Below are 23,038 nucleotides of genomic sequence, written 5' to 3' on the forward strand. Positions count from 1 at the left end.
GCCGCCGCCGACGAGGTGCACGGTGTCGACGTGCCGGCCCGTGAGCTGCTGCGCCTGACGGACGGCGCGGGATCAGGCTGCGGGCAGACGTACCTCGAACTGGCAACCGCGGCTGGTGTTGCGCACGTCGACCCGGCCGCCGTGGGCCTCGACGAGACCGCGCACGATCGCGAGGCCGAGCCCGCCGCCACCACCGGAGCCGGCCGCTCCCGGGGTGCGGGCGCGTTCGCCACGGAAGGCGACGTCGAACACCCGGTCCAGGTCCTCCTCCGGGATGCCGCCGCAGGTGTCGGAGACGGCAAGCCACACGTCGTCGCGTTCGTGGCCGGCCGCGATGTGCACGGTGCCGTCCTCGGGGGTGTACCGGACGGAATTGATCAGCAGGTTGCTGACGACGCGGGCGAGTTCGCGTTCGCCGGCCCGGACGAGAGGCCAGCCGTTGTCCGCGGCGACGAGGTGGATCCTGCGGCGGGCGGCGAGCGGGGCGACGCCGGCGATCGCGTCGGACACGACGTCGCGCAGCGGCACGGTGGTGGGTGCGAGCCGCAGCGCGCCCGCGTTGATCCGCGACAGCTCGAACAGGTCGTCGACGAGCTGGGTCATCCGGTCGGTCTCGACCCGGATGCGCCGGTGGTAGTCGTCGATGGTGGCCGGGTCGCCGATGATGCCGTCCTCGAGGGCTTCGGCCATCGCCCGTAACCCGGCGAGTGGGGTGCGCAGGTCGTGCGACACCCAGGCGACGAGTTCGCGCCGTCCGGCCTCCAGCCGCCGTTCCCGGTCCCGGGCCGCCTGTGCCCAGACGGCGGAGGCGGCCAGCCGGCTGCCGAAGACGGCGCCGACGGCGAGGCTGATCACCGCGGAGGCGCTCACGGTGACGAGGACGACCCACAGGTCGTGCGGGGACAGGAACATGGCCTGGGCGACGGTGGCGACGCCGACGACCACGGCGAGCACGGTGACGGTGAGCAGCACCAGGACGTGGACGAGGATCGAACGGCCGCGCAGCAGCCGTAGCGTCCCGGCGCCGGCCAGCCCGACGACGCCTCCGGCGACGAGGGCGTAGAGCCCGATGAGCAGCATGTCCTTCACCGGAGGGCTCCCTCGTCGAGCGGGTCGTACCGGTAGCCGACGCCCCAGACGGTGCGGATACGGCGCGGTTCGGCCGGCTCCCTCTCGACCTTCTCGCGCAGCCGGCGGACGTGGACGGTCACCGTCGACTGGTCACCGAACTGCCATCCCCACACCTTGTCCAGCAGGTCGCCGCGGGACCACGCGCGTCCCGGGTGGCGCATGAGGAAGGCCAGCAGATCGAACTCCCGGACGGTCAGCGACAGCGGCGCGCCGTCCAGCTCGGCGACGCGGCGGGCGGTGTCGACGGTCAGTTCCGCGTCGACGAGCCTGGTGCGGCCGGCCGGGTCGGTGGTGTGCCCGGTGGTGCGACGCAGCACCGAGCGGATCCGGAGCACGAGTTCGCGGGGGGAGAACGGCTTGGTCACGTAGTCGTCGGCGCCGACCTCCAGCCCCAGGACACGGTCGGCCTCCTCGCCGAGGGCGGTCAGCATGATCACCGGCAGGTTCGGCAGCTGCCTGCGGATCCGGCGGCACACCTCAAGGCCGTCGATGCCGGGCATCATGAGATCGAGCACCACGAGATCGGGCCGGTAGCCGGCGATCGCCGCGAGGCCGTCGGCACCGTCGGCGGCCAGCCGGACCTCGCAGCCGTCCTGTTCCAGGTAGCGCCGCACGACGTCGCTGACCGTGGGGTCGTCGTCGACCACCAACACCCGATGTCCCATCCCGGCCACGCTACCGACCAGCCGGCGGCGGGCCGCTTCCGCCAGGTCTTTCGGTTTGCTTACGGCCCGCCGCTGACCGGCGTCGCCGGTCAGCCGCCAGGCACGTCACCAGTGTCGCGCCGGCGACGAGGAGCAGGACGGCGGCGAGATTGCGCCCGTACGGCAGCGGCAGCACCGACGGGTTGTCGGAGGGCCGGCCGAAGCCGAGGACGAGCGGCAACGCCACGACGGTGATCGCGGCTGCGCTGACCGCGGCGGCGCGCGCCACGAGCCGATGACGGTGCGGGACGAACCGGGCGATCGCGGCGCCGGCGGCCAGCAGCACGGCCATCCAGACGACGTCGTGACCGACCAGCACACCGGCCAGGAAGAGCAGCACACCGCCGGGCTTCAGGTCGGGGTCGGCGATGCCGCCCACGGCGGCGTACCCCATCAGCAGGACGCCCACGGCGGCGAGCGCCGTCCGGATCCTCATGGCGACTCCCGCACGGTGATCCTTCCAACCCACTTGGTCTGCAGCACGCCGGGCCGGTTCGGGGCGATCAACCGTGCCGGGTAGCCGTGGTCGAGGTGCAGGGGTTCACCGCCCAGCCGCAGAGCGATCAGCGTCAGCGGGTCACGGACGTGCGGCGGCGCGACGGTCGACGCGCGGTACCGGCCGCCCGCCTCCAGCGACTCGACGAGGACGACCGCGTGGTCCGGGTCGACGCCCACGAGGGCCACCAGGTCACGCAGCCGCACCCCGGTCCACCGCCCGGTGGCGCTCCACCCCTCCACACAGGCGATCGGCAGGTGCGCGGTGTGCTGCGCGAAGGCGTGCAGGGCGGCGAGATCCAGGTCGGCGTGCCCGGCGGGGCCGACGACCGTCAGCCGGTACGACGGGTCCAGCGCCGGGGCGCGTACCCCGGCGTTGTCCGCGGTCTTGTTGACCGGCAGCCCCTGCGACCCCACGCCCGGCCGGCGGGGGGCGAGCACCGCCAGGCCGGACAGCGGCCGGACGGTCTGCCCCACCGTGGTCAGGGTGATCAGCCCGGCCGCGGCGGCGACGCCACCGAGCAGCCCGCGCCGGCTCAGCCGGCCCGGCGCCGGCTCGGCGGTGGTGCGGGTGAGCGCGTCGCGCACGGTCGGCAGTTGTACGCCGATGTGCACCAGCAGCGCGCCGACCGCCAGCCACGCCACCCAGTAGTGCCCGGCGGTGAAGAAGAACGGCATCGGCGCGTACCAGCGGGAGACGTTCAGCACACCGCCGATCACCTGGAACAGCGCCGCCGCGACCAGCACGCCGACGCTGGCCCGTTCGATCGCGTGGCCGATCGAACGGACCGGCGGCCAGGTGAACAGGTGTGGATAGACCGACCACAACTTGGCGCCGAGCAGCGGCACCGTGGCGAGCCCGGTCGCCACGTGCAGGCCTTGGGTGAACCGGTAGAGCCCCACCGGGCGGGCCGGCCACCAAAACCAGCCCGGCGGGTGCTGGATCAGGTGGCTGAGCAGCCCGGTGAGGAAGCAGACGGCGAACGCCGCGCCGAGCGCGACGCCGAGCTGGCTGGTCAGCCGCGTCGACCGCAACCGGGCCGGAAACCTGCCGGGGCGCAGCGGTCCTCGCCGCAGTGCCACGGGCGGTGCCGGCAGCGGCGTCGACCACCATCGGGCGAGCCGCCGCAGGCCCGTCGGGCGGCCGTTCACCCGGGGATGAGGGTGGCGAACCATCGGCCCGCCGCCGTCCAGGTGTCGAGGATGCGCATCGCCGTGCCCTCGGCCAGCGCGGGCAGCTCGTCGAGGGGTACGCAGGCCCAGCGCAGGGGGCTGCCGACGCCGCCCGGGGTCTGCACCGTGGCCGTGCCGGACCAGGCGGGCGTGCCGGGTGGCGCGAGCTCGGCGTGCAGGTGGCCGTCGGCCGCCAGCAGCCGGCGGCAGCGGCGTAGCAGCCGGTGCGGGTCACCACCGATGCCGACGTTGCCGTCGGCCAGCAGCAGATGCCGCCAGCGGCCGGTGCCCGGCACCGGGTCGAAGACGTCGCGTTGCAGCGCGACCGCGCCGCGGCGACGGGCCAGGCGGACGGCGGTGGCGCTGATGTCGATGCCGAGGGCCGGCCGTCCGGCGCCGATCAGCGCACCGGTGAGCCGGCCGGGACCGCAGCCGACGTCGAGGGTGGGGCCGGTGCAGCGATCGAGCAGCGTCGTGTCCCCGTCGGTCGTGTCCCGGCACCAGACGGCCGGGTCGAAGCGGAGCACGCCGCCGCTCGGGTGCCGGGCCGTGAACGCGGCGGGGACGCCGGATGCCGCCTGGTCGAACACGGCGTCGAAGACCGCGACGGCGTTCACCGGCCGACCGCCGCCGGTGACGGCACCTCGGCGGCGACGGCGACGGCGAACCGGCTGCCCGCCGGGCACAGCGCGGCCACGGCGTGGGCGTCGGCCGCGGTGTCCACGTCACGCAGGCGGGGCAACAGGTGGACCCGCAGGCCCCGACGGCGCAACGCGGCCAGGGTGAGCTGTCCGGTGCTCGCCGTGGAGGTCGGGATCGCGCGCAGGACCTCGGCGTGACCGGGCTCGCGCAGGCCCAGCGCCCACCAGCCGCCGTCGTCGGCGGGCCCGAGCACCGCGTCCGGCCCGTCCGCCGTGCCGAGCAGCCCCACGGCGGTGTCGAGGTGCGCGACGGTGAGCTGCGGGGTGTCCATGCCGATCAGCAGGGTGGCCGTGCCCGCCGTGCGGCTGTCGGCGAACGCGTCGGCGAGGCGGTCGCTGAGCGGGCCGCCGCGCTGGGCGAGCCGCTCCCAGCCCGGCGGGGCCGGGTGGTCGCCGTCGACGGCCAGGACCCGCGTGCCGACCGTGGCCGTGGCGACGGCGTCGAGGGTGTCGGCCAGGGCGGCCGCGGCGATCCGGGCCGCCTGTGCGGGGGTGCAGGGCGGGCAGAGGCGCGTCTTGACCCGGCCGGGTTCCGGCGTCTTGGCCAGCACCAGGATCTGAGGGACGCTCACCGGGCCAGCACCGCACTCATGTCCCGGACGGCGCGGGCGGTGCCGAGCAGGGTGCCGGTCACCTTCGAGCGGGTGCCGGCTGCCCGTGGGTGGTAGTCGACGTCGACCTCGACCACCCGCCAGCCGGCCCGGCCTGCCGCGATCATCAGTTCCAGCGGGTAGCCGAAGCGGCGGTCGCGCAGCCCCAGCGCCAGCAGGTCGGCGCGGCGCACGGCCCGGATCGGACCGATGTCGTGGATGTCGAGGCCCGTCGTGCGGCGCAGCCGGTGGGCCAGGACGGCGTTGGCGGCCCGGGCGTGCAGCGGCCACACCCCGCGCGCGGCCGGGCGGCGCCGGCCCGTGCCCAGGTGCGCCTCGCCGGCGCGGACGGGATCGGCCAGCCGGGGCAGCTGCGCCGGGTCGAAGGACCCGTCGGCGTCCATCACGCACACCACGCCGTCGACGGGGTCGGCTGCCAGGACCCCGGCGTGCACGGCGGCGCCGTACCCGGGCTCGGCCACACTGATCACCTCGGCGCCGCAGGCGCGGGCCACCGCCGCCGAGCCGTCGGTCGAGCCGTTGTCCACCACGATCGGCCGGTAGCCGGCCGGCATCCGGGCCAACAGGTCGGGCAGGGCCGGGGCCTCGTTGCGGCAGGGAAGAACCACATCGGTCATGCCGCGGACGCTAGGACACGATCCGCCCGGAAATCCTTACCTGGCGGTGACAGAGTCTTACGGAACGGTGACCCGGTCCGAGTTCTTACGAACCACTGACGGTAGGTCGTGGCCGGAGCGCGTGGCCGCGTCCCGGCTCTACCGTCGGCGCCGTGACTCACGTACTCGTTACCGGCGGTGCCGGATTCATCGGAACCCACGTCGTGACCGCCCTGCACGACGCCGGCCACCGCGTGACCGTCGTGGACGCCGGCCATCCCGGCGCGCACCGCCTGCCGCTGCCGGACACCGTGGCGGGAGCCCCGCTCGTCCGGCTCGACCTGCGCGACCGGCCCGCCGTCGCCGGCGTCCTGGCCGGCGTCGACGCGGTGGTCCACCAGGCGGCCATGGTGGGGCTCGGCGTCGACCTGGACGACCTGCCCGAGTACGTCGGCTGCAACGACCTCGGCACCGCGGTCCTGCTCGCCGCGATGGCCCGCGCGGGCGTCCACCGGCTCGTGCTCGCCAGCTCCATGGTCGTCTACGGCGAGGGTGCCTACGCCTGCGCCGGGCACGGTGCGGTCCGCCCCGCGCCGCGAAGCGTCGCCGACCTGGCCGCCGGTCACTTCGAGCCGGCCTGCACGAGCTGCGGTGCCGCCGTCACCCCGGGGCTGGTCGACGAGGAGGCTCCGCTGGATCCGCGCAGCGTGTACGCCGCGACGAAGGTCGCCCAGGAGCACCTCACGGCGGCCTGGGCCCGGCAGACCGGCGGCACCGTCGTGGCGCTGCGCTACCACAACGTCTACGGGCCCGGCATGCCCCGCGACACACCGTACAGCGGGGTCGCGGCGATCTTCCGGTCCGCGCTGGAGGCCGGGCAGGCGCCGCGGGTGTTCGAGGACGGCGGCCAGCGCCGCGACTTCGTGCACGTCCGCGACGTGGCGGCGGCCAACCTCGCCGCGTTGGAGGCGACCGGCACGCGCACCGGCTGGCGGGCGTACAACGTCGCCTCCGGTCGCCCGGCCACCATCGGCCAGCTGGCCACGGAGCTCGCGCGGGCCGCCGACGGGCCCCTGCCGGTGGTCACCGGCGAGTTCCGGCTCGGCGACGTGCGGCACGTGGTCGCCTCGCCCGCGCGGGCCGCGACCGAACTCGGCTTCCGGGCCGCCGTGGGACTCGCCGACGGGATCGCGGAGTTCGCCCACGCGCCGCTGCGCGGATGAACGGCGGGCCGCCGAACCGTCCGGCGCGAGCCGACCTGATCGCTGCCGCTGCCGCGTGCGGCCTGTTCGCGGCGGCCGCCGTCACCGGCGGCGTGCTCTATCTGCTGGGACGCCCGGTGTACGCCAGCGCCGCTCCGCTGTCCGCGCACTGGCTGCCGCACGTCGGCCCCGGCACACCGGCGGCCCTGCTGGTGGCCGTGCTGGTCTGGTGGCGCGGGCCCGCGCTGGCCGCCCGGCTGCCCTGGCGGCCGCTGCTCGCGCTGTCCTACGCCACCGCGGTGGCCTGGACGCTGTCGCTCGCCCTGGTCGACGGCTGGCAGCGCGGCATCGCCGGTCGGCTGACCACCGTCCACGAATACCTGCACGAGGTTCCCGGCGTCACCGACATCCCCGCCATGCTGGGCGGATTCACCACCCGGATCCTCGACTTCCAGCCGGACTCCTGGACCACCCACGTGTCCGGTCATCCGCCGGGAGCACTGCTCGTCTTCGTCTGGCTCGACCGGGTCGGGCTGGGCGGCGGCGGCTGGGCCGGTGTGCTGTGCGTCCTGACTGCGGCGCTCGTCGCCGTAGCCGTGCCGCACACCGTACGGCTGCTCGGCACCGGCGAGGCGGCCCGTGCCGTGCTGCCGTTCGCGGTGCTGTTCCCCGGGGCGGTCTGGTCCGGGGTGTCGGCCGACGGGCTCTTCGCCGGGGTGACCGCCACCGGCGTCGCCCTGCTGGCGCACGGCGTCACCCGGGGGCGTGCCGCAGGGGCGGTCGCCGGCGGTACCCTGCTGGCCTTCGGCTGCTACCTCTCCTACGGGCTCGTCCTGTTGGCCCCGGTCGCCCTGGCGGTCGTCGTGCTGGCCGGTCGGCACCGGCGCACCGTGGGCTGGGCGTTCGCCGGGGCGGCGCCGGTCGTGGCCGCGTTCACGGCAGCCGGCTTCTGCTGGCCCACCGGCTACCGCCTCGTCGTCGAGCGCTACTACCAGGGCATCGCCGCTGATCGCGCGTACGGCTACTGGGTCTGGGCCGACCTCGCGCTCGTGGTCGTCGCCGCCGGCCCCGCGGCGGCCGTGATGCTTCGCCGCGCGGTGCTGGCCGGTTGGCGGGCCGCTCCGCCCCGACGCCCGGGTGCGGAGCACGCCGCCTGGCTGCTGACCCTCGCCGCTGCGGTGGCGATCGTCGCCGCGGACCTGTCCGGCTACAGCAAGGCCGAGGTCGAACGCATCTGGCTGCCCTTCACCGCATGGCTCCTGGCGGGAGCGGCCCTGATCCCACCCGCCGACCGCCGCACGTGGCTCGCCGTGCAGGCAGGTGTGGCCCTCACGGTCAATCACCTGCTTCTGACGACCTGGTAGGCGCACCGCGTGCCGGCCGTCGCCGGTCCGCGCTTCACCGTGCTCGGGGCAAGGCGGGCCGGTGTGGCCGACGGGTTGCCCGGCCGGTCGACGACGCACGCGTCCGCGTCACCGCTGGTGGGTGGCGACCGCGTAGTTGACGCCGCTGCCCTGGTCGACGGCAGCCACGGTGATGACCACCATCCAGACGTCGGAGCTCAACGACCGGACCACCGACTCCGGGCTCTCCAACGAGTTCTCCAGCTCGTAGCCCGCGTCGGTCAGCAGGCCGCTCGCCTTGTCCGCGGCCGAGGTGACGTCGTCGTCGACGACGACGCTGAACGTGTAGCCCTGGGTGCCGTCGGCCTGCTTGATCGCCACCGCCCCGGTGACACGCCCCTCGAGCACCGGCACCTCGTCTGCCGGGAACCCCTTGGGCAGGCCGGAACCTGTGGTGACCGACCCCTCGTCGCCGTTGAGGGTGACTCCACCGTCGCCGTTCGTGTCGACCTCGACGGTGCCACCGTCCCCGGTGGGGATCGGGATGGTGACGGAACCGCATCCGGTCAGCAGCACGCTCGATACCAGGGCGAGACTGAGGAGAACAAATCGGCGGGTCATGGTTTTCCTTCCTGATCGACGCCGCCATCGTGCTGCCCGACTGACCGAAGCGCGATGAGTACTCCCTACTCATGGCCGACTCCCCGGAGCCGGCACGGTCACTACCCTGGCGCAGGTGATCCCGATCGGTCGCCGCCAGGCACTGTCGAACCTGCGCGCGGCCGTCGCCGCGGGCCGCTGTGCGGCCGTCCTGGGGCCGCAGGGCTCCGGCCGGACGCGCGTCCTGCGGGCCGTCGTCGCAGGGCTCGACGCGGACGGCGCCGATGTCAGTGTGCTGGAGGGCAGCGACGCGGAGGCCGCGGTGCCGCTGGCCGCGTTCGCCCCCCTCGTGGCCGCCGTGGGACTGCGCGGCGCGGATCCGCTCGAGGTGTACACCCGCCTTCCCGGCATCGTGACCGCCCAGCGGCGGATCGTCGCCGTCGACGACGCCGACCGGCTCGACCGCGCATCGGTGGTCCTGCTGGGCCAGCTCGCCCGGGCCCGGGCGCGGGTCGTCGTGACCGCTCCGGGGCTGGCGGACCTGCCCAGGCCGGCGCGGGACACCGGCCCGGCGGGGTGGCACATCGAGGCACTCGGTCCGCTCGGGGCCGACGACCTGCTCAGCCTGGCCACCGACATCCTCGGCGACGAACTCGCCGCGCCCTCCGCGGCGGTGCTCGTGACCCACGCCCTCGGCAACCCCGGCCGGGCGGCCGAGATGCTCCGCGCCGCAGCCGACTCGGCGGTACGCACCGACGCCGGTATCGAGCTCGGCCCGGTGCGGGTGTCGCTCCGGCTGCGGGAGCTGGTGGCACCGGAGCTGCCCGACCCGGGCACCGGCCCACGGCGTCTGCTCGACCTGCTCGCGGTCGCGTCGGCGCTGCCGGTCGAGGTCGTGGATCCGACGGCACTGGAGCCGGCGGAGTCCGACGGGTTCGTCGAGGTCGCCGGGGCCGCCGTGCGGTTGGCCGATCCGCTCCTCGACGACGTGCTCCGGGCCGCGATGAGCCCCCAGCTTCATGCCCGGTACTGCGGCGAGGCCGCCGCGTTGGTCCGTGACCGCGACGGGTGGGAGGCCGACGCCGTCCTGCTCGCCGCCCGGGCGGGTCGACGGATCGATCCCGCGGTCGCCCTCGCCGCCGCCGGGCGGGCACTCAGCGCACGCGCCCCCGACCGGGCGCTCCAACTCGCCCGGTTCGCCGACGCCGGCCTCGCGGACACCCAGCTCGTCCTGGGGGCCGCCCATTCCGAACAGGGCGACCATCCGGCGGCGACGGAGGCGTTGCACTCCGCGCTCGCCCTGGCCGGCGACGACCGCGTCCGGGTACGGGTGGGGCAGCAGATCGGGTTGCTGCATGCGGTCCGCAGGGCCGATCCGGCGACCGCCGTCGAGGAGGTCACCCGGATCGCCGCGTCCGTCACCGACCCGTCGTGGCGCCCGGTGCTGGCCGCTGACCTGATCAAATGGCGCCTGATGGCCGGCCTCCCCGCCGAGACCGCCGGCGTGCGGCCGGTGGCACCGCACGCGGCGGTCCGGGTCAACGAGGCGGTCATCGCGGCCATGATCTCGACCACGGCTGGCCCGCTCGGTGAGACGGAACGCCATGTGGTGTCCGGGTTGGAGGCGCTCGCCGCCACCGACATCGCCCCGCCGTTCGCCGGGGACCTGCTGCGCCTGTCGGTGTACCTGTCCATGGCCTTTGGCGGGAACCTCAGCGGGGCCGAGGAGTTCGCCCTCGGCTATCGCGACGCGGCGGCCCGCAGCGCCGACCCGGCCCTGGGCATGTGGGAGTTCGGCACGGCCGAGCTGGCGTTGCACGCCGGGCGGACGGCCCACGCCGACGCCATGTCCGCCCGGGCGATGCGTCACCTGGCGTGGCGGGACTTCACGGGCCTGCGGCCGGCCGCCCGGGCCCTACGGGCGGCCGTGCTCGCGCGCCGGGGCAGGATCACCCTCGCCGGGGAACTGGCCGGTCAGTGCACCCCGGAGGAACGCGCCGACCCGAAGGTGGCCCTGCACCTGGCGCGGGTCGAGGCGGAGCGGCAGTTGCGCCACCGCGACCGGCAGGCGGCGCACGAGACGCTCCGGCTGGCGGGTGAGGCGGCGATCGCCGCCCACAACGTCCACCTCGGCGTGCTGGCCCTCGACGAGGCGTGCATGGTCCGGCCGACCGAGGAGGTCGCAGCGCTGCTCGGCGCGTACGCGGGGGTGTCCGCCCTGTACCGGCTCCTGGCCCGCCGGGCGGGGGCCCTGGTGGAGCGCCGGGTGGATCTCGTGACGGAGTGCGCCGAGGAGTTGCTGACCGTGGGGATGCCCGGCCGGGCGGCACACGCGGCGGCCAGCGCGGCGGAGCTGGCGGCGAGGCCCGGGGCCGGCGAGCGGGCCAGGCGGTTGCGACGGCGCGCGGTGGCCATCGCCTCCACGACCGGATGCGCCCGCTGGCCCGCTCCCGACGAGGCCGACGCGTTGACGGGCCGTGAACTCGAGATCGCCGAGCTCGCGGCCCGTCGGGTGCGCAGCCGGGAGATCGCCGAGTCGCTCGGCTTGTCCGTGCGTACGGTCGACAACCACCTGGCCCGCATCTTCCGCAAGCTCGGCGTACGCGGGCGCGACGAGCTACCCGACGCCCTCGGCCTCGCTTCCCGACAGGCGGTGGGGCCCGAGCCGGCGGGCCCGACGCGCGGGGTCAGCTCATGACGTCGACCCAGTAGCGCAGCCGGTCGTCGGCGTGGGTGTGTTCCAGCTTCACCGCGTGACGGGCGCCCTGGAAGTACCACTGTTCCTTGCCGCCGCTGTCGACGTGCACCTTCGAGTCGAAGTCGTTCTGGGTGAACCAGTCGGCGAAGCTGCGGGCGTCGTCGCTGGAGATGTCGCCGTAGACGTACTCCCAGGCGCTCGTCTCCGGTTTGGCACTGACCAGCTTTCCCGGCGGCACCGGAAGGTAGTCGGCCAGGCCTTCCGGCCGTTCGGCCGCGACGGTGTCCGGCGCGGCGCCGTCACCGGCGGCGGCAGCGGAGCCGGCGTCGACGGAGGCGGTCGGCCGGTCGTCGGTGCCGGTGGCACCGCAGCCGGGCAGGAGAGCCAGCGAGAACGTGACGAGGAGGGCGAGGCGAGGCGTAGCGCGCACGGGCTTCCTAACAGGTTTCTGGAGTTGGGCATCCGGCCCACTCCTGGTGGATGTTTCGCTGATGGGATTACTGTCGGTCTGTCGCTCCGGAGTCTCGGCCCGGCCTTCGTTGCGGACAATGAGTACTCACTACTCACACCGGGCGGCGAGCTTCACCCCTCGGCGCAGGGCAGCAGCCCTTGCTGATTGCCGGGGTCCGGCAGGACATGCTGCCCGATCTCGGCCGGGTGTCGCCCTGGATGGTGGACGGGCATCAGCGCCACGATGTGAGGCATGACAAGCGACATCGCCGTGCGCGCCGAGGACTTGACGAAGTTCTACGGCCAACGTCGCGGCATCGAGGGGCTCACCCTGGAGGTCCGCGTCGGGGAGGTGATGGGCTTCCTCGGCCCCAACGGTGCGGGCAAGACCACCACCATCCGGCTGCTGCTGGACTTCCTGCGTCCGACCTCGGGCCGCGCGACCGTGCTCGGGCTTCACCCGCGCCGGGACAAGGCCGCCCTGCACCGGCGGATCGGCTACCTCCCCGGCGAACTGGCGTTCCCCGGCCGGGAGAAGGCCGAGGACCTGCTGCGGTTCCTTGCCGACGCCCGGGGCGGCGTGGCCTGGTCGCAGGTCACCGACCTGGCCGAGCGGCTCGACCTGGACCTGTCCCGCCCGGTACGCACGATGAGCAAGGGCAACAAGCAGAAGGTCGGCCTGGTGCAGGCGTTCATGCACCGACCGGCCCTGCTGATCCTGGACGAGCCCACCAGCGGCCTGGACCCGCTGATGCAGCAGGAGTTCCTGGCCATGGTCCGCGAGGCCCGCGACGCCGGCCAGACCGTGTTCATGTCATCCCACGTCCTCGCTGAGGTGCAGCACGCCGCCGACCGGGTCGCCATCGTCCGCGACGGGAGGCTGGCCGCGGTCGAGCGGGTGGAGTCCCTCGGCAAGCGGGCCGTCCGGTCGGTGGAGATCCACTTCGGTGATCCCGTGGAGGCGGCGGAGTTCACCGTCCTGCCCGGGGTCGGTGACGTGGTGGTGTCCGGGCCGGTGCTCCGGTGCACGGTGGATGGCCGCCTCGACCCGCTGATCAAGGCGGCGGCACGACACGACGTCGTGGACATGCTGTCGGCCGAGCCCGACCTGGAAGAGACGTTCCTGTCGTTCTACTACCACTCCGAAGGAGCCGGCGATGTTTCCCGCACTGGTGCGTAAGACCTGGCGCGACGACCGTCGTGCGCTGGTCGGCTGGGCCACCGGCGTCGCCCTCTTCACCGTCGTCTACACCTCCTTCTACAGCCAGTTCCAGGGCGCGGCGCAGCTGAAACAGGACGCCCTGCCGCAGGAGATGCTGGACTTCCTCGGCATAGCCGACATGCTCTCGCCAGCCGGCTACCTGCAGGCGACGGTTTTCAGCCTGGTCGGGCCGCTGCTGGTCCTCATGTGCGCGATCACGCTGACCGCGCGTACGATCGCCCGGCCGGAGGAGGACGGCGGTATGGAGCTGCTGCTGGCCAACCCGCTGTCGCGTACCGCCTTCGCCGGCCAGCGCCTCGCGGCCACGGGCAGCGCCGTCACGGCGGTCGCGGCCGTCCCGTTGGTCCTCTTGATGATCATCGTTCGCTGGGTGGGTATGGACCTTGCCCTGTCCAATGTCGCGGCCGCCGGAGTGGGCCTGGTCGCTCTGGTCTGGTGCTTCACCGGTGTCGCCTTCCTCGCTGGCGCGGCTACCGGAAGGCGTGGCAGCGTGCTGGCGGTCACCGGTGGGCTCGCCGTGACCACCTACCTGGCCAACGCCATCGGTGGCATGTCGGACGGGTGGCAGTGGGTGCGTTGGCTCTCGCCGTTCCACTACTTCATCGGCACCGATCCGCTGCACACCGGCTGGCACCCGGCTCACCTGCTCACCCTCGCGGGCGTCGGCGCCGTGACCTCGGCCGTCGGGGTGTTCCTGTTCGACCGTCGCGATGTCGGTGTCTGAAGCACGCCGTGGTGACCGCCGCCCCTCGGGGGACGGTCACCACCACGCCCGGCAGGAGCGGCCCGGAGGCGATCACACCTGGCTGGCCCGAGGCTGCGAAGGTCTCCTGCGTGTCCCGGCCGGCGGCCAGCGGGGCGAGGCTGCCGCCCGGCTGGGCGCCCGCGCCGCCGACGAGGATCTGCAACCACATGACCTTGTCGACGGGGTGTTCGCCGCTGCCCGCCTCTGCTGGAGCACGTCCCTCGAATCCACCGACACCGTCGCCGCCGTCCGTACCCGCGCCGCGACGCTGCTGGAAACCGCCCATTCGGTGCTGGTGGCGGCCATGGACGGCTACCTTCGGCAAGCCAGGGCCGAGCTGGTTCGCCACGGCACCGAACGAGCCGCGTTCGTCAACGACCTGCTCACCGGTCGGGCGGAACCGGGCAGGCTGGCCGAACGCGCCCACCGCTACGGCATCCGCCTGTCGGCCACCCACACCGTCCTGGTCGCCCGTACGCCCCGCCTCACCGCCGACATCGTCCACCGCGTCGACGCGGCGCTCGCCGCCCGCTTCGGCGAAGGGAACACCCTCACCACCCTGCGCGACGGCGGCCTGGTGTGCATCAGCGCCGGGGGCCTACGGGGCATCGGGGCGGAACTGGCGCACCTGCTCCTGGCCGAACTCGGCCCCGACGGCTGGCAGGTGGCCGTCGGCCGCCCCCACCCCGGCGTGCACGGCCTCGTCGCCTCGCTCGACGAGGCCCGCAACGCCCTCGACCACGCCAGCAAACTCGGCTTCACCGCACCCGTGCTCCACGCCGCCGACCTGCTGGTCTTCCCCGTCCTGCTGCGCGACCGCGACGCCATCACCGACCTGGTCACCACCGTCCTCGGCCCGCTCACCACCGCCCGCGGGGGAGCCCAGCCCTACCTGGACACCCTCACCGTGCTCTTCGACAACCAGGGCAACCACACCGCCACCGCCCGGCAGATGCACCTTTCCGTACGCGCGGTCACCTACCGCCTCGACCGCATCCACCACCTGACCGGCTACCACCCCAACGAACCCACCCAACGATTCACCCTCCACGCCGCCGTACTCGGCGCCCGACTGCTCGGCTGGCCAGACGGGACAGCAGGCTAGGTCCGGCGCGAGCGCTACCGCTCCCCGGCCTCGGCCTCGGCCAGCCACCCGGACACCTCCGCGTCGCTGACCGGGAAGCCGGGGAAACGGACGAGGCGGTTCAGCGGTATCGCCCGGATCATCTCGTTGGCCTGCTCCCCGACCAGCATCGCGCCGAGGCCCGAGGCGTCGGGCCTGGTGCGCAGCGCCGTGTCCAGCCGGGGACCGAGGACGGGGTGGGCCAGCCACTGCCCGGCCAGCGACTCGACGGTCACCGGCCGGGTGAGGTCCTCGCCGGCCACCGCCACCGTGGCCGTCGCGCGGATGTCCCGCGACGAGGCCCCGACCCGGATCTCGACGTCGCCGCTCTCGATCACCCAGCGCCGGTGGGCGGTGTCCCAGTAGGAGAGGTCCCGGGCGGTCAGCGTCACCCGGGCCGCGACGGTCTCGCCAGGCTCCAGCCACACCTTGACGAACGCCTTCAGCTCCTGCGGCGGCCGGTACACCGAGGAGTGCCTGGCGGTTACGTAGACCTGGACGACCTCGAACCCGGCGCGGTCGCCGGTGTTGGTGACGGCGCAACCGACCTCGACCGTGGTCTGCTGCCCGGTGCCGCGCACCGTGGCGTGGGTCCGCCCGTACGCGAAGGAGGTGTAGGACAGCCCGTGCCCGAACGGGTAGGCGACCGGCAACTCGTGGGCGTCGTACCAGCGGTAGCCGATGAGCAGGCCCTCGCCGTAGCGCACGGTGCCGTTCTCGCCGGGGAACGCGCCGACGGTCGGGTTGTCCGCGTAGCGCACCGGGATGGTCTCGGCCAACCGGCCGGACGGGTTGGCCCGGCCCAGCAGCAGGTCGGCGATCGCCCCGCCGCCGGCCTGGCCGAGGAGCCACCCCTCCAGCACGGCCCGGACCCGACGGTGCCACGGTTCCACCGCGACCACCCCGCCGTTGGCGAGCACCACCACGACGCTGTCGTTGACCTCGGCGATCCGCTCGACCAGCGTCACCTGGTGCGGCGGCAGCTCCAGTGAGTCCCGGTCGTACCCCTCGGACTCGTAGCTGGCCGGCAGCCCGAGGAACACCACGGCGACGGCTGCTCCGCGCGCCCGCGCCACCGCCTCCTCGACCAGCGCCGGGTCCGGTTGATCCGCGTCGAGGCGGTACCCGGGTGCGAAGGTGACCTCCCGCCTCCCGCCGAGCGCGGCCCGCAGCGCGGCCAGGGCGTCGTCCAGCCGCGTCGGGTTCACCTGCGAGCTGCCGGCGCCCTGGTAGCGGGGGGTGCGCGCAATCTCGCCGATCACCGCGACGGGGCCGCCGGTTCGCGCCAGCGGCAGCAGGCCGCCCTCGTTGCGCAGCAGCACGGCGCTCTGCGTCGCCGCCTCCCGCGCCAGCCGGTGGTGGGCGTCCGCGTCGTACGGCCGGCGGTCGGCCAGGCCGGGCGACACCCGCTCGAGTAGCCGCAGCACCCGGGTCACCGCGAGGTCGACGGCCGCCTCGTCGAGCGCGCCGGAGCGGACGGCCTCGACGATCCGGGTGGCGCCGACGCCGCCCGAGGCGGGCATCTCCAGGTCCAGGCCGGCGTGTACGGCGCGGTCCCGCTCGTTCACCGCACCCCAGTCCGACACGACCAGGCCGTCGAACCCCCACTCGTCGCGCAGCACGTCGGTCAGCAGCCAGCGGTGCTCCGACGCGTACACTCCGTTGATCCTGTTGTAGGAGCACATCACCGTCCACGGCCGGGCGCGGGTGACGATCCGCTCGAACGCGGGCAGGTAGATCTCCCGCAGCGTCCGCTCGTCGACCTCGGCCGAGACGGTCATCCGGTCGGTCTCCTGGTTGTTGGCGGCGAAGTGCTTCACCGACGCGCCGACACCCTGCGACTGGATTCCGGCGACCAGGGCGGCGCCCAGCTCACCGGCGAGCACCGGGTCCTCGGCGAAGTACTCGAAGTTGCGTCCGCACAGCGGCGACCGTTTCATGTTGACGCCGGGACCGAGCAGCACCGCGACCCCCTCGGCCCGGCACTCCCGGCCGAGCGCGACACCGACCCTGGTCACCAGCTCGGTGTTCCAGGTCGAGGCCAGGCCGGCGGCCGGCGGGAAGCAGGTCGCCGGCACGCTGTCGGCCAGGCCGAGGTGGTCGGCGGCGGAGGACTGCTTGCGCAGCCCGTGTGGGCCGTCGGTGAGCATCACCGCTGGCACACCGCGCCGTTCGACGGCCGTGGTGTGCCAGAAGTCCGAGCCGCCGAGCAGCGCGGCCTTCTCCGGCAGGGTCAACTCGGCGAGCAGCCGGGCGATGTCCAGGTCGGTCACGATTCCTCCGTGCCGGTCGTCGGGCGGTCCGGGTCGCTCGTCGGGCGGTCCGGGGCGGGCCAGGGCACCCGCAGGTCGAGCAGGTGCCCGGAGAACGTCTTGCCGTGCGGGTCGACCCGGGGCGACCGGGTGACCCCGCCGGCCAACCCGCCCCGCACCACCACGGTCAGCGCCGACAGGCCGGGCACCGGTGTGATCGACACGGCGTCGGCGGGCACCCGGAAGTGCTGGGCGACCCGGGCCACGGTCAGCACGGCGGCGAGGGTGTCGAAGTCCTCACCCGGGTAGGCGCGCAGCAGCAGGATCGAACTGTCGCCCTTGTCGCCGGCCCGGGCATGGGCGATGTCCCACAACCGTCTCGTCGTGTCCGTCACGCCAGCACCTCGATCGTCGTCTCCACCTGGGACCGGGGGACGAGGGTCGAGACCACCCCGACCGTCTCACGGACCTGGGAGGTGACCCCGCCGCCACCGGCCGGGCCGTTGGTGTACAGCGCCTCCATCTCCTCGCCGAGGATCGCGGCGTCCTGCCGGGACCAGGTCCGGGCGGAGGCCCGCAGCCACACCTCGGGCGGCTCCGGACCGTCACCCGGCTGCCAGAACGGCCGGGCGCTGGTCAACCCGACCAGGTCGAAGGTCAGCTCGCCGGCCGGTCGACCGTGCACCTCGACCCAGCGTTCGGCGATGACCCGGGCCGCCAGTTCGGCCCGGGACCGGCAGCCGGTGCCGGCGTAGACGATCCCGGCGGAGGCCAGGAACCCGTCGTCGATGCCGACGCTCACCTTCAGCTGCTCCGGTCGGTCGACGATGGTGGCGCCGTACGCGGTGACCTCGTCGGGACCCACCTCACCGACGCTGACCCCGGTCAGGTCGAGCACGCCGTCCGGCGTGACGTAGCGCTGCGGGTCCTCGATCTCGTAGAGCAGCTGCTCCACGACGGTGGAGGTGTCGAGGCGGCCACCGGTGCCCGGGAGCTTGCGGTACACGGCGTGGCCGTCGGCCGTGACGTCGGCGTACGGGAACCCGAGACGGGCCAGGTCCGGGACCGTCTTGCGCGGGCCGTCGGCGTAGTAGCCGCCGGTGAGCTGGCCGCCGCACTCCAGCAGGTGCCCGACGAGCAGGCCGTTGGCGACCGGTGCGCCGCCCCCGTCGAGATCCCACCCGAACCGCACGGCGAGCGGGGCGAGAAACAGCGCCGCGTCGGCGGTACGCCCGGCGAGCACCACCCGCGCGCCGGCACGGATCGCCTCGGCGATCCCGGCCGCTCCGGTGTAGGCGTTGGCCGACACGATGCGGTCCCGGAACTCGTCCAGGGTGGAGTCGGTGCCGAGCACCGGGCACTCGTCGAGCACCAGGCGGTCCAGCACGTCGTCGCCGGTCACCGCGGCGACCGGGAGGTCACGCAGGCCGAGGTCCCGGGCGAGGTCCCGGACCGCCCGCGCCGCGCCGAGCGGGTTGGCGACCCCGGCGTTGGTGACGACCAGGCCGCCGCCCTCGACGACCGGGGCCAGGCTGCCCCGCAGCCGGCGCAGGATCCGGGGGTCGTACCCGGGCGCGGTGCCGCGCCGCAGCCCCTGCTGGGCGAGGGCGATGGTCCGTTCGGCGAGGCACTCGAAGACCAGCGCGTCGACGTCACCCCGCCGGGCCAGGTGCTCGGCGGGCTCGTACCGGTCGCCGGCGAATCCGGCGCCGACCGCGATCCGGTACGTGCTGGCGCGGTCGTGCCGGATCGGGGTGGTGCTGTCGTGCCGGGCCGGGGTGGCCGTGCCGGCCGGTGCTGTGGTCGTCATGGGCGTTCGATGCCTTCCCAGAGGTCGCGCCGGCCGGCGCTGAGGTCCTGCCCGGCGCGGAACTGGTCCGCGGCGAGCAGCAGCCCGGTCGACTCGGGTGGCGCCGCCACCGGCGCCCAGCCCGGGTCGCCGGTGTGTGCGAACGCGCCGAGGTGCGCCCGGAACCGGCGGCTGAGGTCACGGCGGGTCGTCGCGCCCTCGGGGTGGTAGCCGAAGAACCGGTGGACCGTCGGGTCCTCGGTGGTGCCGAAGAGCAGCGGCGTCTCGGTGCCGTGCCCGGCGACCGGGCCCAGGCTCGGGCAGCGGCCGAAGGCACACAGCCAGGTCCGGCCACCGGCCGTTGCCCGGGCGGCGGCCAGCCGCAGCGCCGGCAGCCGGTAGACGTAGTCGGTGAGCAGCGCCTCCCGGGCCTGCTCGGGGCTGCGGCCGGCGGCGTAGTGGGCGACGATGCCGGCGGCGCGGTCCGGGGCCACGCCCCAGGAGGTCACCTCGTCGACGACCCCGGCCAGCCCGCCGGGCGCGAACGGACCGGTGCCGCGCAGGGTGGCCACCTCTTCGGTGGTGGTGGCCAGCAGCATGGGCACCGCCGTCGCGGCCACCGCCGCCGGCATCGGGTGGCCGTCGAGGACCGTCGGGTTCAGCACGACGCCGAAGCTGCGCGGTCGCGGGCCGTTGCGCGCGCCGATGTCGGTGGCCACCACCGTCGCCTGTGCGGCGAGCACCGCGTCAGTCGACGCGGCGAGCGGCGTTGCGCCGAGCCGGGCGAGGAACGCGTCGCCCAACTCCCGGGCCCGTTGCGGCGGCACCAGCCGGGAGGCCCCACCGGAGAAGAGGGCGAGCCGGTGGAACAGCCCGGCGGCGGACGGGGCAGCCGGCAGGGCGGCGGCGAGGAACGCTCCGGCGCTCTGCCCCATGACGGTGACCTGGTCGGGTCGGCCGCCGAACGCCTCGATGGCGGTGGCCACCCAGGCCAGCGCGGCCACGATGTCGCGCAGACCGAGGTTCGTCGCCTCGGCCAGGGCCGCCCCGTGGTGGGCGAGTTCGGCGAAGCCGAGGGCACCGACCCGGTAGTTGGGCGCGACGACCACCACCCGCTGGTCGCGTACCAGGTGGTGTGGGTCGGTGGCCGGGGTGACCGCCGTGCCGCCCTCGAACCCGCCGCCGTACAGCCAGACCACCACCGGCCAGGGGCCCGGCTCCTCGGGCGCCCAGACCGACAGGTGCAGGCAGTCCTCGTCGGTGCGCAGGCCGGGCAGCCAGGGCGAGGCCGGCTGGACCGGCGCGGGTCCGGGGGTTGTCGCGTCCCGGACGCCGGGCCACGGGGCCGCCGGTCGCGGCGAGCGCCAGCGCAGCGCGCCGACCGGGGGCGCGGCGTACGGTACGGCGTGGAAGACCCGTACCCCGTCGGTGGTGGTTCCCGCGAGGTCGCCGGCCGCCGTGCGGACCCGGCAGGTGGCCGCGGTGCTCACGAGGCCGCCTCGGCGGCCGGGTCGGCGATGCGGGGGATGGCGTCCAGCAGCCGGCGGGTGTAGTCCGTCGCCGGAGCCCGGTAGACGTCGGCGGGCCGGCCCTGCTCGATCAGCTCGCCCCGGTACATCACCCCGATCCGGTCGCTGACGAACTCCACCACCGACAGGTCGTGCGAAATGAACAGGCAGGCCAGCCCGAGTTCGTCCCGCAGGTCCTTGAAGACGTTGAGCACCTGCGCCTGCACCGAGACGTCCAGCGCGGAAACCGGCTCGTCGGCGATGAGCAGCCGGGGCTCCAGCGCCAGGGCACGGGCGATCATGATCCGCTGCCGTTGCCCGCCGGAGAACTCGACCGGCTTGCGGTCGGCCGCCCAGCGGGGGAGCCCCACCTGGTCCAGCAGCCGGTCCAGACGACCCCGGCGCTGCGCCGGGGTGTGCAGCCGGTGGATCCGCCACGGCTCGTAGACCAGATCCCGGACGGTCATCCGGGGGTTGAGCGCGCCGTACGGGTCCTGGAAGACCATCTGCACGTCGCGGCGCAGCCGGGCCAACTCCCGGCCCCTCGCCCCGGCGACGTCCCGGCCGTCCAGCCGGATCGTGCCGGACGCCGGCGTGTCGAGCCGGGCGATCAGCCGGGCGACCGTGGACTTCCCGCTGCCCGACTCGCCGACCAGCCCGTACGTCTCTCCGGCGCCGAGGGTGAAGGAGACGTCCCGTACGGCGTGCACCCTGCGGCGGGTGAACAGCGAGCCGGCGGTGAAGACCTTGTTCAGGCCGGTCACCTCGATCAGGGGGGTCATCGGTCGGTCCCTTCTCCGTCGCGGCGTACCCAGTGCCCGGGCGCCTCCTCGACCAGGCGGCTGGGGGTGCGCCGGTCGGCCGGGAGAGCGCGTTCGTCGCGCAGGTCGCGGGCGGTGGTGGCGACCGTGGGCAACCGGCGACGGGTGTCGCCGATGCGGGGGATCGCCTCCAGCAGAGCCCGGGTGTAGTCGTGTCGCGGCCCGTGCAGGACCGTCCGGGTACGGCCGGTCTCGACCAGCTCACCGGCGTACATCACGGCCACCCGCTCGCAGGTCTCGCTGACCACGGCAAGGTCGTGGGTGATCAGGACCAGCGCGAGACCGAGCTGTCGCTGCAACGAGGTCAGCAGGCCCATCACCTGCTTCTGCAGGGTGACGTCCAGGGCGGTCGTCGGCTCGTCGGCGATCAGCAGCCGGGGGCGGCAGGAGATCGCCATGGCGATCATCACCCGTTGCCGCATCCCGCCGGAGAGCTGACCGACCCGGTAGCGGGCGATGTCCCGCCCGTCGCCGAGCCCGACCAGGTCGAGAAGTTCGGCGATCCGCTCCCGCCGCTGCGCCCGGGACAGCTCGAAGTGCGCGTCGAGGGCCTCGGAGAGCTGCTGGCCGACGGTGAGGATCGGGTGCAGCGCGGACATCGGTTCCTGGAAGACGAAGCCGATGTGCCGGCCGGCGAGCTCGCGGCGCCGGGCCGCCGGCATGCCGACGAGCTCCTCGCCGGCGAAGGTGACCGAGCCGGTCGCCGTCAGGTTCGGCGGCAGCAGCCCTGCGACGGCCGAGGCGGTCACCGTCTTACCCGAGCCGGACTCGCCGACCAGCGCGAGTGACTCCCCGGCGTCGACGGTGAGGTCGACGTCCCGGACCGCGGCGAAGGGACCCCGCCCGGCGATGTCGACGCCGAGGCCCCGGACGGTCAGCAGCGCGCCCGACGGATCCGTGGTGCTGGTGGCGTTCACCTGTCGGCCGCCTTTCCGTACCTGACCCTCGGGTCGACGACCGCGTACAGCACGTCGACGGCGAGGTTGACGACGATGATGAAGATGCCCACGAAGAGCACCACGCCCTGGATGACGTCGTAGTCGCGGCGGCCGACGGCGTCGAAGAGCAGCCGGCCCATGCCGGGGATGCCGAAGATGTTCTCCACGACGACGCTGCCGGAGAGTACGGTCGCCAGCAGCAGCCCCATGATCGTGAGGATCTCCACCGAGACGACGCGCATGACGTGCGCCGTACGGATCCGCGCCGGCCGCACGCCGAGCGAGCGGGCGGTGGTCACGAACGGCTCGTGCAGCACGTCGACGATGCTGGAGCTGACCATCCGGCTGACGATGCCGAGCTGCGCCAACGCGAGCGTGAGAGCGGGCAGGAAGATCGCCTGCAGGTGCGGGCCCACCCCCTCGGACCAGGTGCGATAGCCGCTGACGGGGAAGGCGCGTACCTGCACCGCGAACACCACGACCAGCAGCAGGCCGAACCAGAACTGCGGGATGGAGATCCCGATGATGCCCACCGCGCTGGCGATGCGACCGTCGGGCCGGCCCCGGCGGAACGCGGCGACCATCCCGATCGCCATGCCCCCGACCGTGGACAGCGCCAGGCTCAGCAGGCCGATCTCCAGGGTGACGGCGGCGTACCCGGGGATGAGGTCCCGGACCGGCTCGTGCAGGAAGAGGCTGTCGCCGAGGTCCAGCGTGACCAGTTTCCGCAGGAAGGCGCCGAACTGGGCGAGCAGCGCGGCGTCCAGGCCGAGCTGGTGGCGCAGCGCGGCCACCTGCTCGGGGGTCGCCTGGTCGCCGAGGATCTGGGCGGCCGGGTCACCCGGCGCCAGGCGGATGATGACGAAGACCATGACGACCGGCACCAGCGCGGTCGGCAACAGGGCCAACAGGCGCTTGACGAGGTACGTCAGCACG

General features: G+C 74.2%; 22 protein-coding genes. 6 read left to right on the forward strand and 16 right to left on the reverse strand.

The features are described 5' to 3' along the window. Positions 1 to 72 precede the first annotated feature (72 nt). From ACFT41_RS03635 to ACFT41_RS03665, 7 genes are read right to left on the reverse strand one after another with little or no spacing between them, the layout of a single operon-like run. Entirely contained in the window at positions 73 to 1,089 is a 1,017-nt protein-coding gene (locus ACFT41_RS03635; RefSeq protein WP_377585556.1) for a sensor histidine kinase, read from the reverse strand. After that, positions 1,086 to 1,796: a response regulator transcription factor gene (locus ACFT41_RS03640; protein ID WP_377585559.1), complete on the reverse strand. Its 711-nt coding sequence runs from the start codon at positions 1,794 to 1,796 to the stop codon at positions 1,086 to 1,088. The genes ACFT41_RS03635 and ACFT41_RS03640 overlap by 4 nt, the downstream gene beginning before the upstream one ends. A gap of 10 nt (positions 1,797 to 1,806) precedes the next feature. Beyond that, positions 1,807 to 2,271 carry a hypothetical protein gene (locus ACFT41_RS03645; protein ID WP_377585562.1) on the reverse strand — a complete coding sequence of 155 codons (465 nt, stop codon included), beginning with the start codon at positions 2,269 to 2,271 and terminating at the stop codon, positions 1,807 to 1,809. Then, entirely contained in the window at positions 2,268 to 3,482 is a 1,215-nt protein-coding gene (locus tag ACFT41_RS03650; RefSeq protein WP_377585564.1) for a molybdopterin-dependent oxidoreductase, read from the reverse strand. Before ACFT41_RS03650 ends, ACFT41_RS03645 begins: the two co-directional genes overlap by 4 nt. Continuing rightward, positions 3,479 to 4,120: a class I SAM-dependent methyltransferase gene (locus tag ACFT41_RS03655; protein WP_377585567.1), complete on the reverse strand. Its 642-nt coding sequence runs from the start codon at positions 4,118 to 4,120 to the stop codon at positions 3,479 to 3,481. The genes ACFT41_RS03650 and ACFT41_RS03655 overlap by 4 nt, the downstream gene beginning before the upstream one ends. After that, complete coding sequence (locus tag ACFT41_RS03660; RefSeq protein WP_377585570.1) at positions 4,117 to 4,776, reverse strand: TIGR04282 family arsenosugar biosynthesis glycosyltransferase; 660 nt, start codon at positions 4,774 to 4,776, stop codon at positions 4,117 to 4,119. The genes ACFT41_RS03655 and ACFT41_RS03660 overlap by 4 nt, the downstream gene beginning before the upstream one ends. Continuing rightward, complete coding sequence (locus ACFT41_RS03665) at positions 4,773 to 5,432, reverse strand: glycosyltransferase family 2 protein (RefSeq protein ID WP_377585573.1); 660 nt, start codon at positions 5,430 to 5,432, stop codon at positions 4,773 to 4,775. Before ACFT41_RS03665 ends, ACFT41_RS03660 begins: the two co-directional genes overlap by 4 nt. 152 nt (positions 5,433 to 5,584) lie before the next feature. Here ACFT41_RS03665 and ACFT41_RS03670 point away from each other — a divergent pair, with 152 nt between their 5' ends. Then, a complete protein-coding gene (locus ACFT41_RS03670; RefSeq protein WP_377585575.1) occupies positions 5,585 to 6,634 on the forward strand; it encodes an NAD-dependent epimerase/dehydratase family protein in 1,050 nt (349 codons plus the stop codon). Beyond that, positions 6,631 to 7,977: a hypothetical protein gene (locus ACFT41_RS03675; RefSeq protein WP_377585578.1), complete on the forward strand. Its 1,347-nt coding sequence runs from the start codon at positions 6,631 to 6,633 to the stop codon at positions 7,975 to 7,977. Before ACFT41_RS03670 ends, ACFT41_RS03675 begins: the two co-directional genes overlap by 4 nt. 108 nt (positions 7,978 to 8,085) lie before the next feature. On the opposite strand, the gene ACFT41_RS03680 is transcribed toward ACFT41_RS03675, so the two are convergent. Continuing rightward, positions 8,086 to 8,577 carry a hypothetical protein gene (locus ACFT41_RS03680; protein WP_377585580.1) on the reverse strand — a complete coding sequence of 164 codons (492 nt, stop codon included), beginning with the start codon at positions 8,575 to 8,577 and terminating at the stop codon, positions 8,086 to 8,088. Positions 8,578 to 8,692: 115 nt separating this feature from the next. Between ACFT41_RS03680 and ACFT41_RS03685 the strand changes: the two genes are divergently transcribed. After that, entirely contained in the window at positions 8,693 to 11,254 is a 2,562-nt protein-coding gene (locus tag ACFT41_RS03685) for a LuxR C-terminal-related transcriptional regulator (RefSeq protein WP_377585583.1), read from the forward strand. Here the strand turns inward: ACFT41_RS03685 and ACFT41_RS03690 are convergent. After that, positions 11,244 to 11,684: a hypothetical protein gene (locus ACFT41_RS03690; protein WP_377585585.1), complete on the reverse strand. Its 441-nt coding sequence runs from the start codon at positions 11,682 to 11,684 to the stop codon at positions 11,244 to 11,246. The genes ACFT41_RS03685 and ACFT41_RS03690 overlap by 11 nt on opposite strands. Before the next feature lie 273 nt (positions 11,685 to 11,957). On the opposite strand from ACFT41_RS03690, the gene ACFT41_RS03695 reads away from it, so the two are divergent. The 3 genes from ACFT41_RS03695 to ACFT41_RS03705 are packed head-to-tail and all read left to right on the forward strand — an operon-like array spanning position 11,958 to position 14,776. Continuing rightward, on the forward strand, positions 11,958 to 12,884 hold the full coding sequence (locus ACFT41_RS03695) for an ABC transporter ATP-binding protein (protein ID WP_377585588.1): 927 nt from the start codon (positions 11,958 to 11,960) through the stop codon (positions 12,882 to 12,884). Further along, positions 12,862 to 13,650 carry an ABC transporter permease subunit gene (locus ACFT41_RS03700; RefSeq protein ID WP_377585591.1) on the forward strand — a complete coding sequence of 263 codons (789 nt, stop codon included), beginning with the start codon at positions 12,862 to 12,864 and terminating at the stop codon, positions 13,648 to 13,650. Before ACFT41_RS03695 ends, ACFT41_RS03700 begins: the two co-directional genes overlap by 23 nt. Beyond that, entirely contained in the window at positions 13,637 to 14,776 is a 1,140-nt protein-coding gene (locus ACFT41_RS03705; RefSeq protein WP_377585594.1) for a PucR family transcriptional regulator, read from the forward strand. The genes ACFT41_RS03700 and ACFT41_RS03705 overlap by 14 nt, the downstream gene beginning before the upstream one ends. A 14-nt stretch (positions 14,777 to 14,790) precedes the next feature. On the opposite strand, the gene ACFT41_RS03710 is transcribed toward ACFT41_RS03705, so the two are convergent. The 7 genes from ACFT41_RS03710 to ACFT41_RS03740 are packed head-to-tail and all read right to left on the reverse strand — an operon-like array spanning position 14,791 to position 23,037. Then, complete coding sequence (locus ACFT41_RS03710) at positions 14,791 to 17,067, reverse strand: glycoside hydrolase family 3 C-terminal domain-containing protein (protein ID WP_377585597.1); 2,277 nt, start codon at positions 17,065 to 17,067, stop codon at positions 14,791 to 14,793. Further along, the gene (locus ACFT41_RS03715) at positions 17,064 to 17,441 is read right to left on the reverse strand and encodes a hypothetical protein (protein ID WP_377585600.1); all 378 of its coding nucleotides are present in this window, start codon (positions 17,439 to 17,441) and stop codon (positions 17,064 to 17,066) included. The genes ACFT41_RS03710 and ACFT41_RS03715 overlap by 4 nt, the downstream gene beginning before the upstream one ends. Then, positions 17,438 to 18,856 (reverse strand): acyclic terpene utilization AtuA family protein, encoded by a 1,419-nt coding sequence (locus tag ACFT41_RS03720; RefSeq protein ID WP_377585602.1) that lies wholly within the window; start codon positions 18,854 to 18,856, stop codon positions 17,438 to 17,440. The genes ACFT41_RS03715 and ACFT41_RS03720 overlap by 4 nt, the downstream gene beginning before the upstream one ends. Then, on the reverse strand, positions 18,853 to 20,325 hold the full coding sequence (locus ACFT41_RS03725) for a carboxylesterase family protein (RefSeq protein ID WP_377585605.1): 1,473 nt from the start codon (positions 20,323 to 20,325) through the stop codon (positions 18,853 to 18,855). Before ACFT41_RS03725 ends, ACFT41_RS03720 begins: the two co-directional genes overlap by 4 nt. Then, positions 20,322 to 21,125 (reverse strand): ATP-binding cassette domain-containing protein, encoded by an 804-nt coding sequence (locus ACFT41_RS03730; protein ID WP_377585607.1) that lies wholly within the window; start codon positions 21,123 to 21,125, stop codon positions 20,322 to 20,324. The genes ACFT41_RS03725 and ACFT41_RS03730 overlap by 4 nt, the downstream gene beginning before the upstream one ends. Next, a complete protein-coding gene (locus ACFT41_RS03735) occupies positions 21,122 to 22,081 on the reverse strand; it encodes an ABC transporter ATP-binding protein (protein ID WP_377585610.1) in 960 nt (319 codons plus the stop codon). The genes ACFT41_RS03730 and ACFT41_RS03735 overlap by 4 nt, the downstream gene beginning before the upstream one ends. Continuing rightward, positions 22,078 to 23,037: an ABC transporter permease gene (locus tag ACFT41_RS03740; RefSeq protein ID WP_377585612.1), complete on the reverse strand. Its 960-nt coding sequence runs from the start codon at positions 23,035 to 23,037 to the stop codon at positions 22,078 to 22,080. Before ACFT41_RS03740 ends, ACFT41_RS03735 begins: the two co-directional genes overlap by 4 nt. Position 23,038 lies beyond the last annotated feature (1 nt).

Origin of the sequence: Micromonospora sp. NPDC057141 (assembly GCF_042670805.1) — a bacterium.
Taxonomy (GTDB): Bacteria; Actinomycetota; Actinomycetes; order Mycobacteriales; family Micromonosporaceae; genus Micromonospora.

Coding starts and splice junctions, on each gene's coding strand:
- ACFT41_RS03640 (WP_377585559.1), bottom strand. CDS start 1,796: ATGGGACATCGGGTGTTGGTGGTCGACGACGACCCCACGGTCAGCGAC.
- ACFT41_RS03645 (WP_377585562.1), bottom strand. CDS start 2,271: ATGAGGATCCGGACGGCGCTCGCCGCCGTGGGCGTCCTGCTGATGGGG.
- ACFT41_RS03665 (WP_377585573.1), bottom strand. CDS start 5,432: ATGACCGATGTGGTTCTTCCCTGCCGCAACGAGGCCCCGGCCCTGCCC.
- ACFT41_RS03675 (WP_377585578.1), top strand. CDS start 6,631: ATGAACGGCGGGCCGCCGAACCGTCCGGCGCGAGCCGACCTGATCGCT.
- ACFT41_RS03680 (WP_377585580.1), bottom strand. CDS start 8,577: ATGACCCGCCGATTTGTTCTCCTCAGTCTCGCCCTGGTATCGAGCGTG.
- ACFT41_RS03695 (WP_377585588.1), top strand. CDS start 11,958: ATGACAAGCGACATCGCCGTGCGCGCCGAGGACTTGACGAAGTTCTAC.
- ACFT41_RS03700 (WP_377585591.1), top strand. CDS start 12,862: ATGTTTCCCGCACTGGTGCGTAAGACCTGGCGCGACGACCGTCGTGCG.
- ACFT41_RS03705 (WP_377585594.1), top strand. CDS start 13,637: ATGTCGGTGTCTGAAGCACGCCGTGGTGACCGCCGCCCCTCGGGGGAC.
- ACFT41_RS03720 (WP_377585602.1), bottom strand. CDS start 18,856: ATGACGACCACAGCACCGGCCGGCACGGCCACCCCGGCCCGGCACGAC.
- ACFT41_RS03730 (WP_377585607.1), bottom strand. CDS start 21,125: ATGACCCCCCTGATCGAGGTGACCGGCCTGAACAAGGTCTTCACCGCC.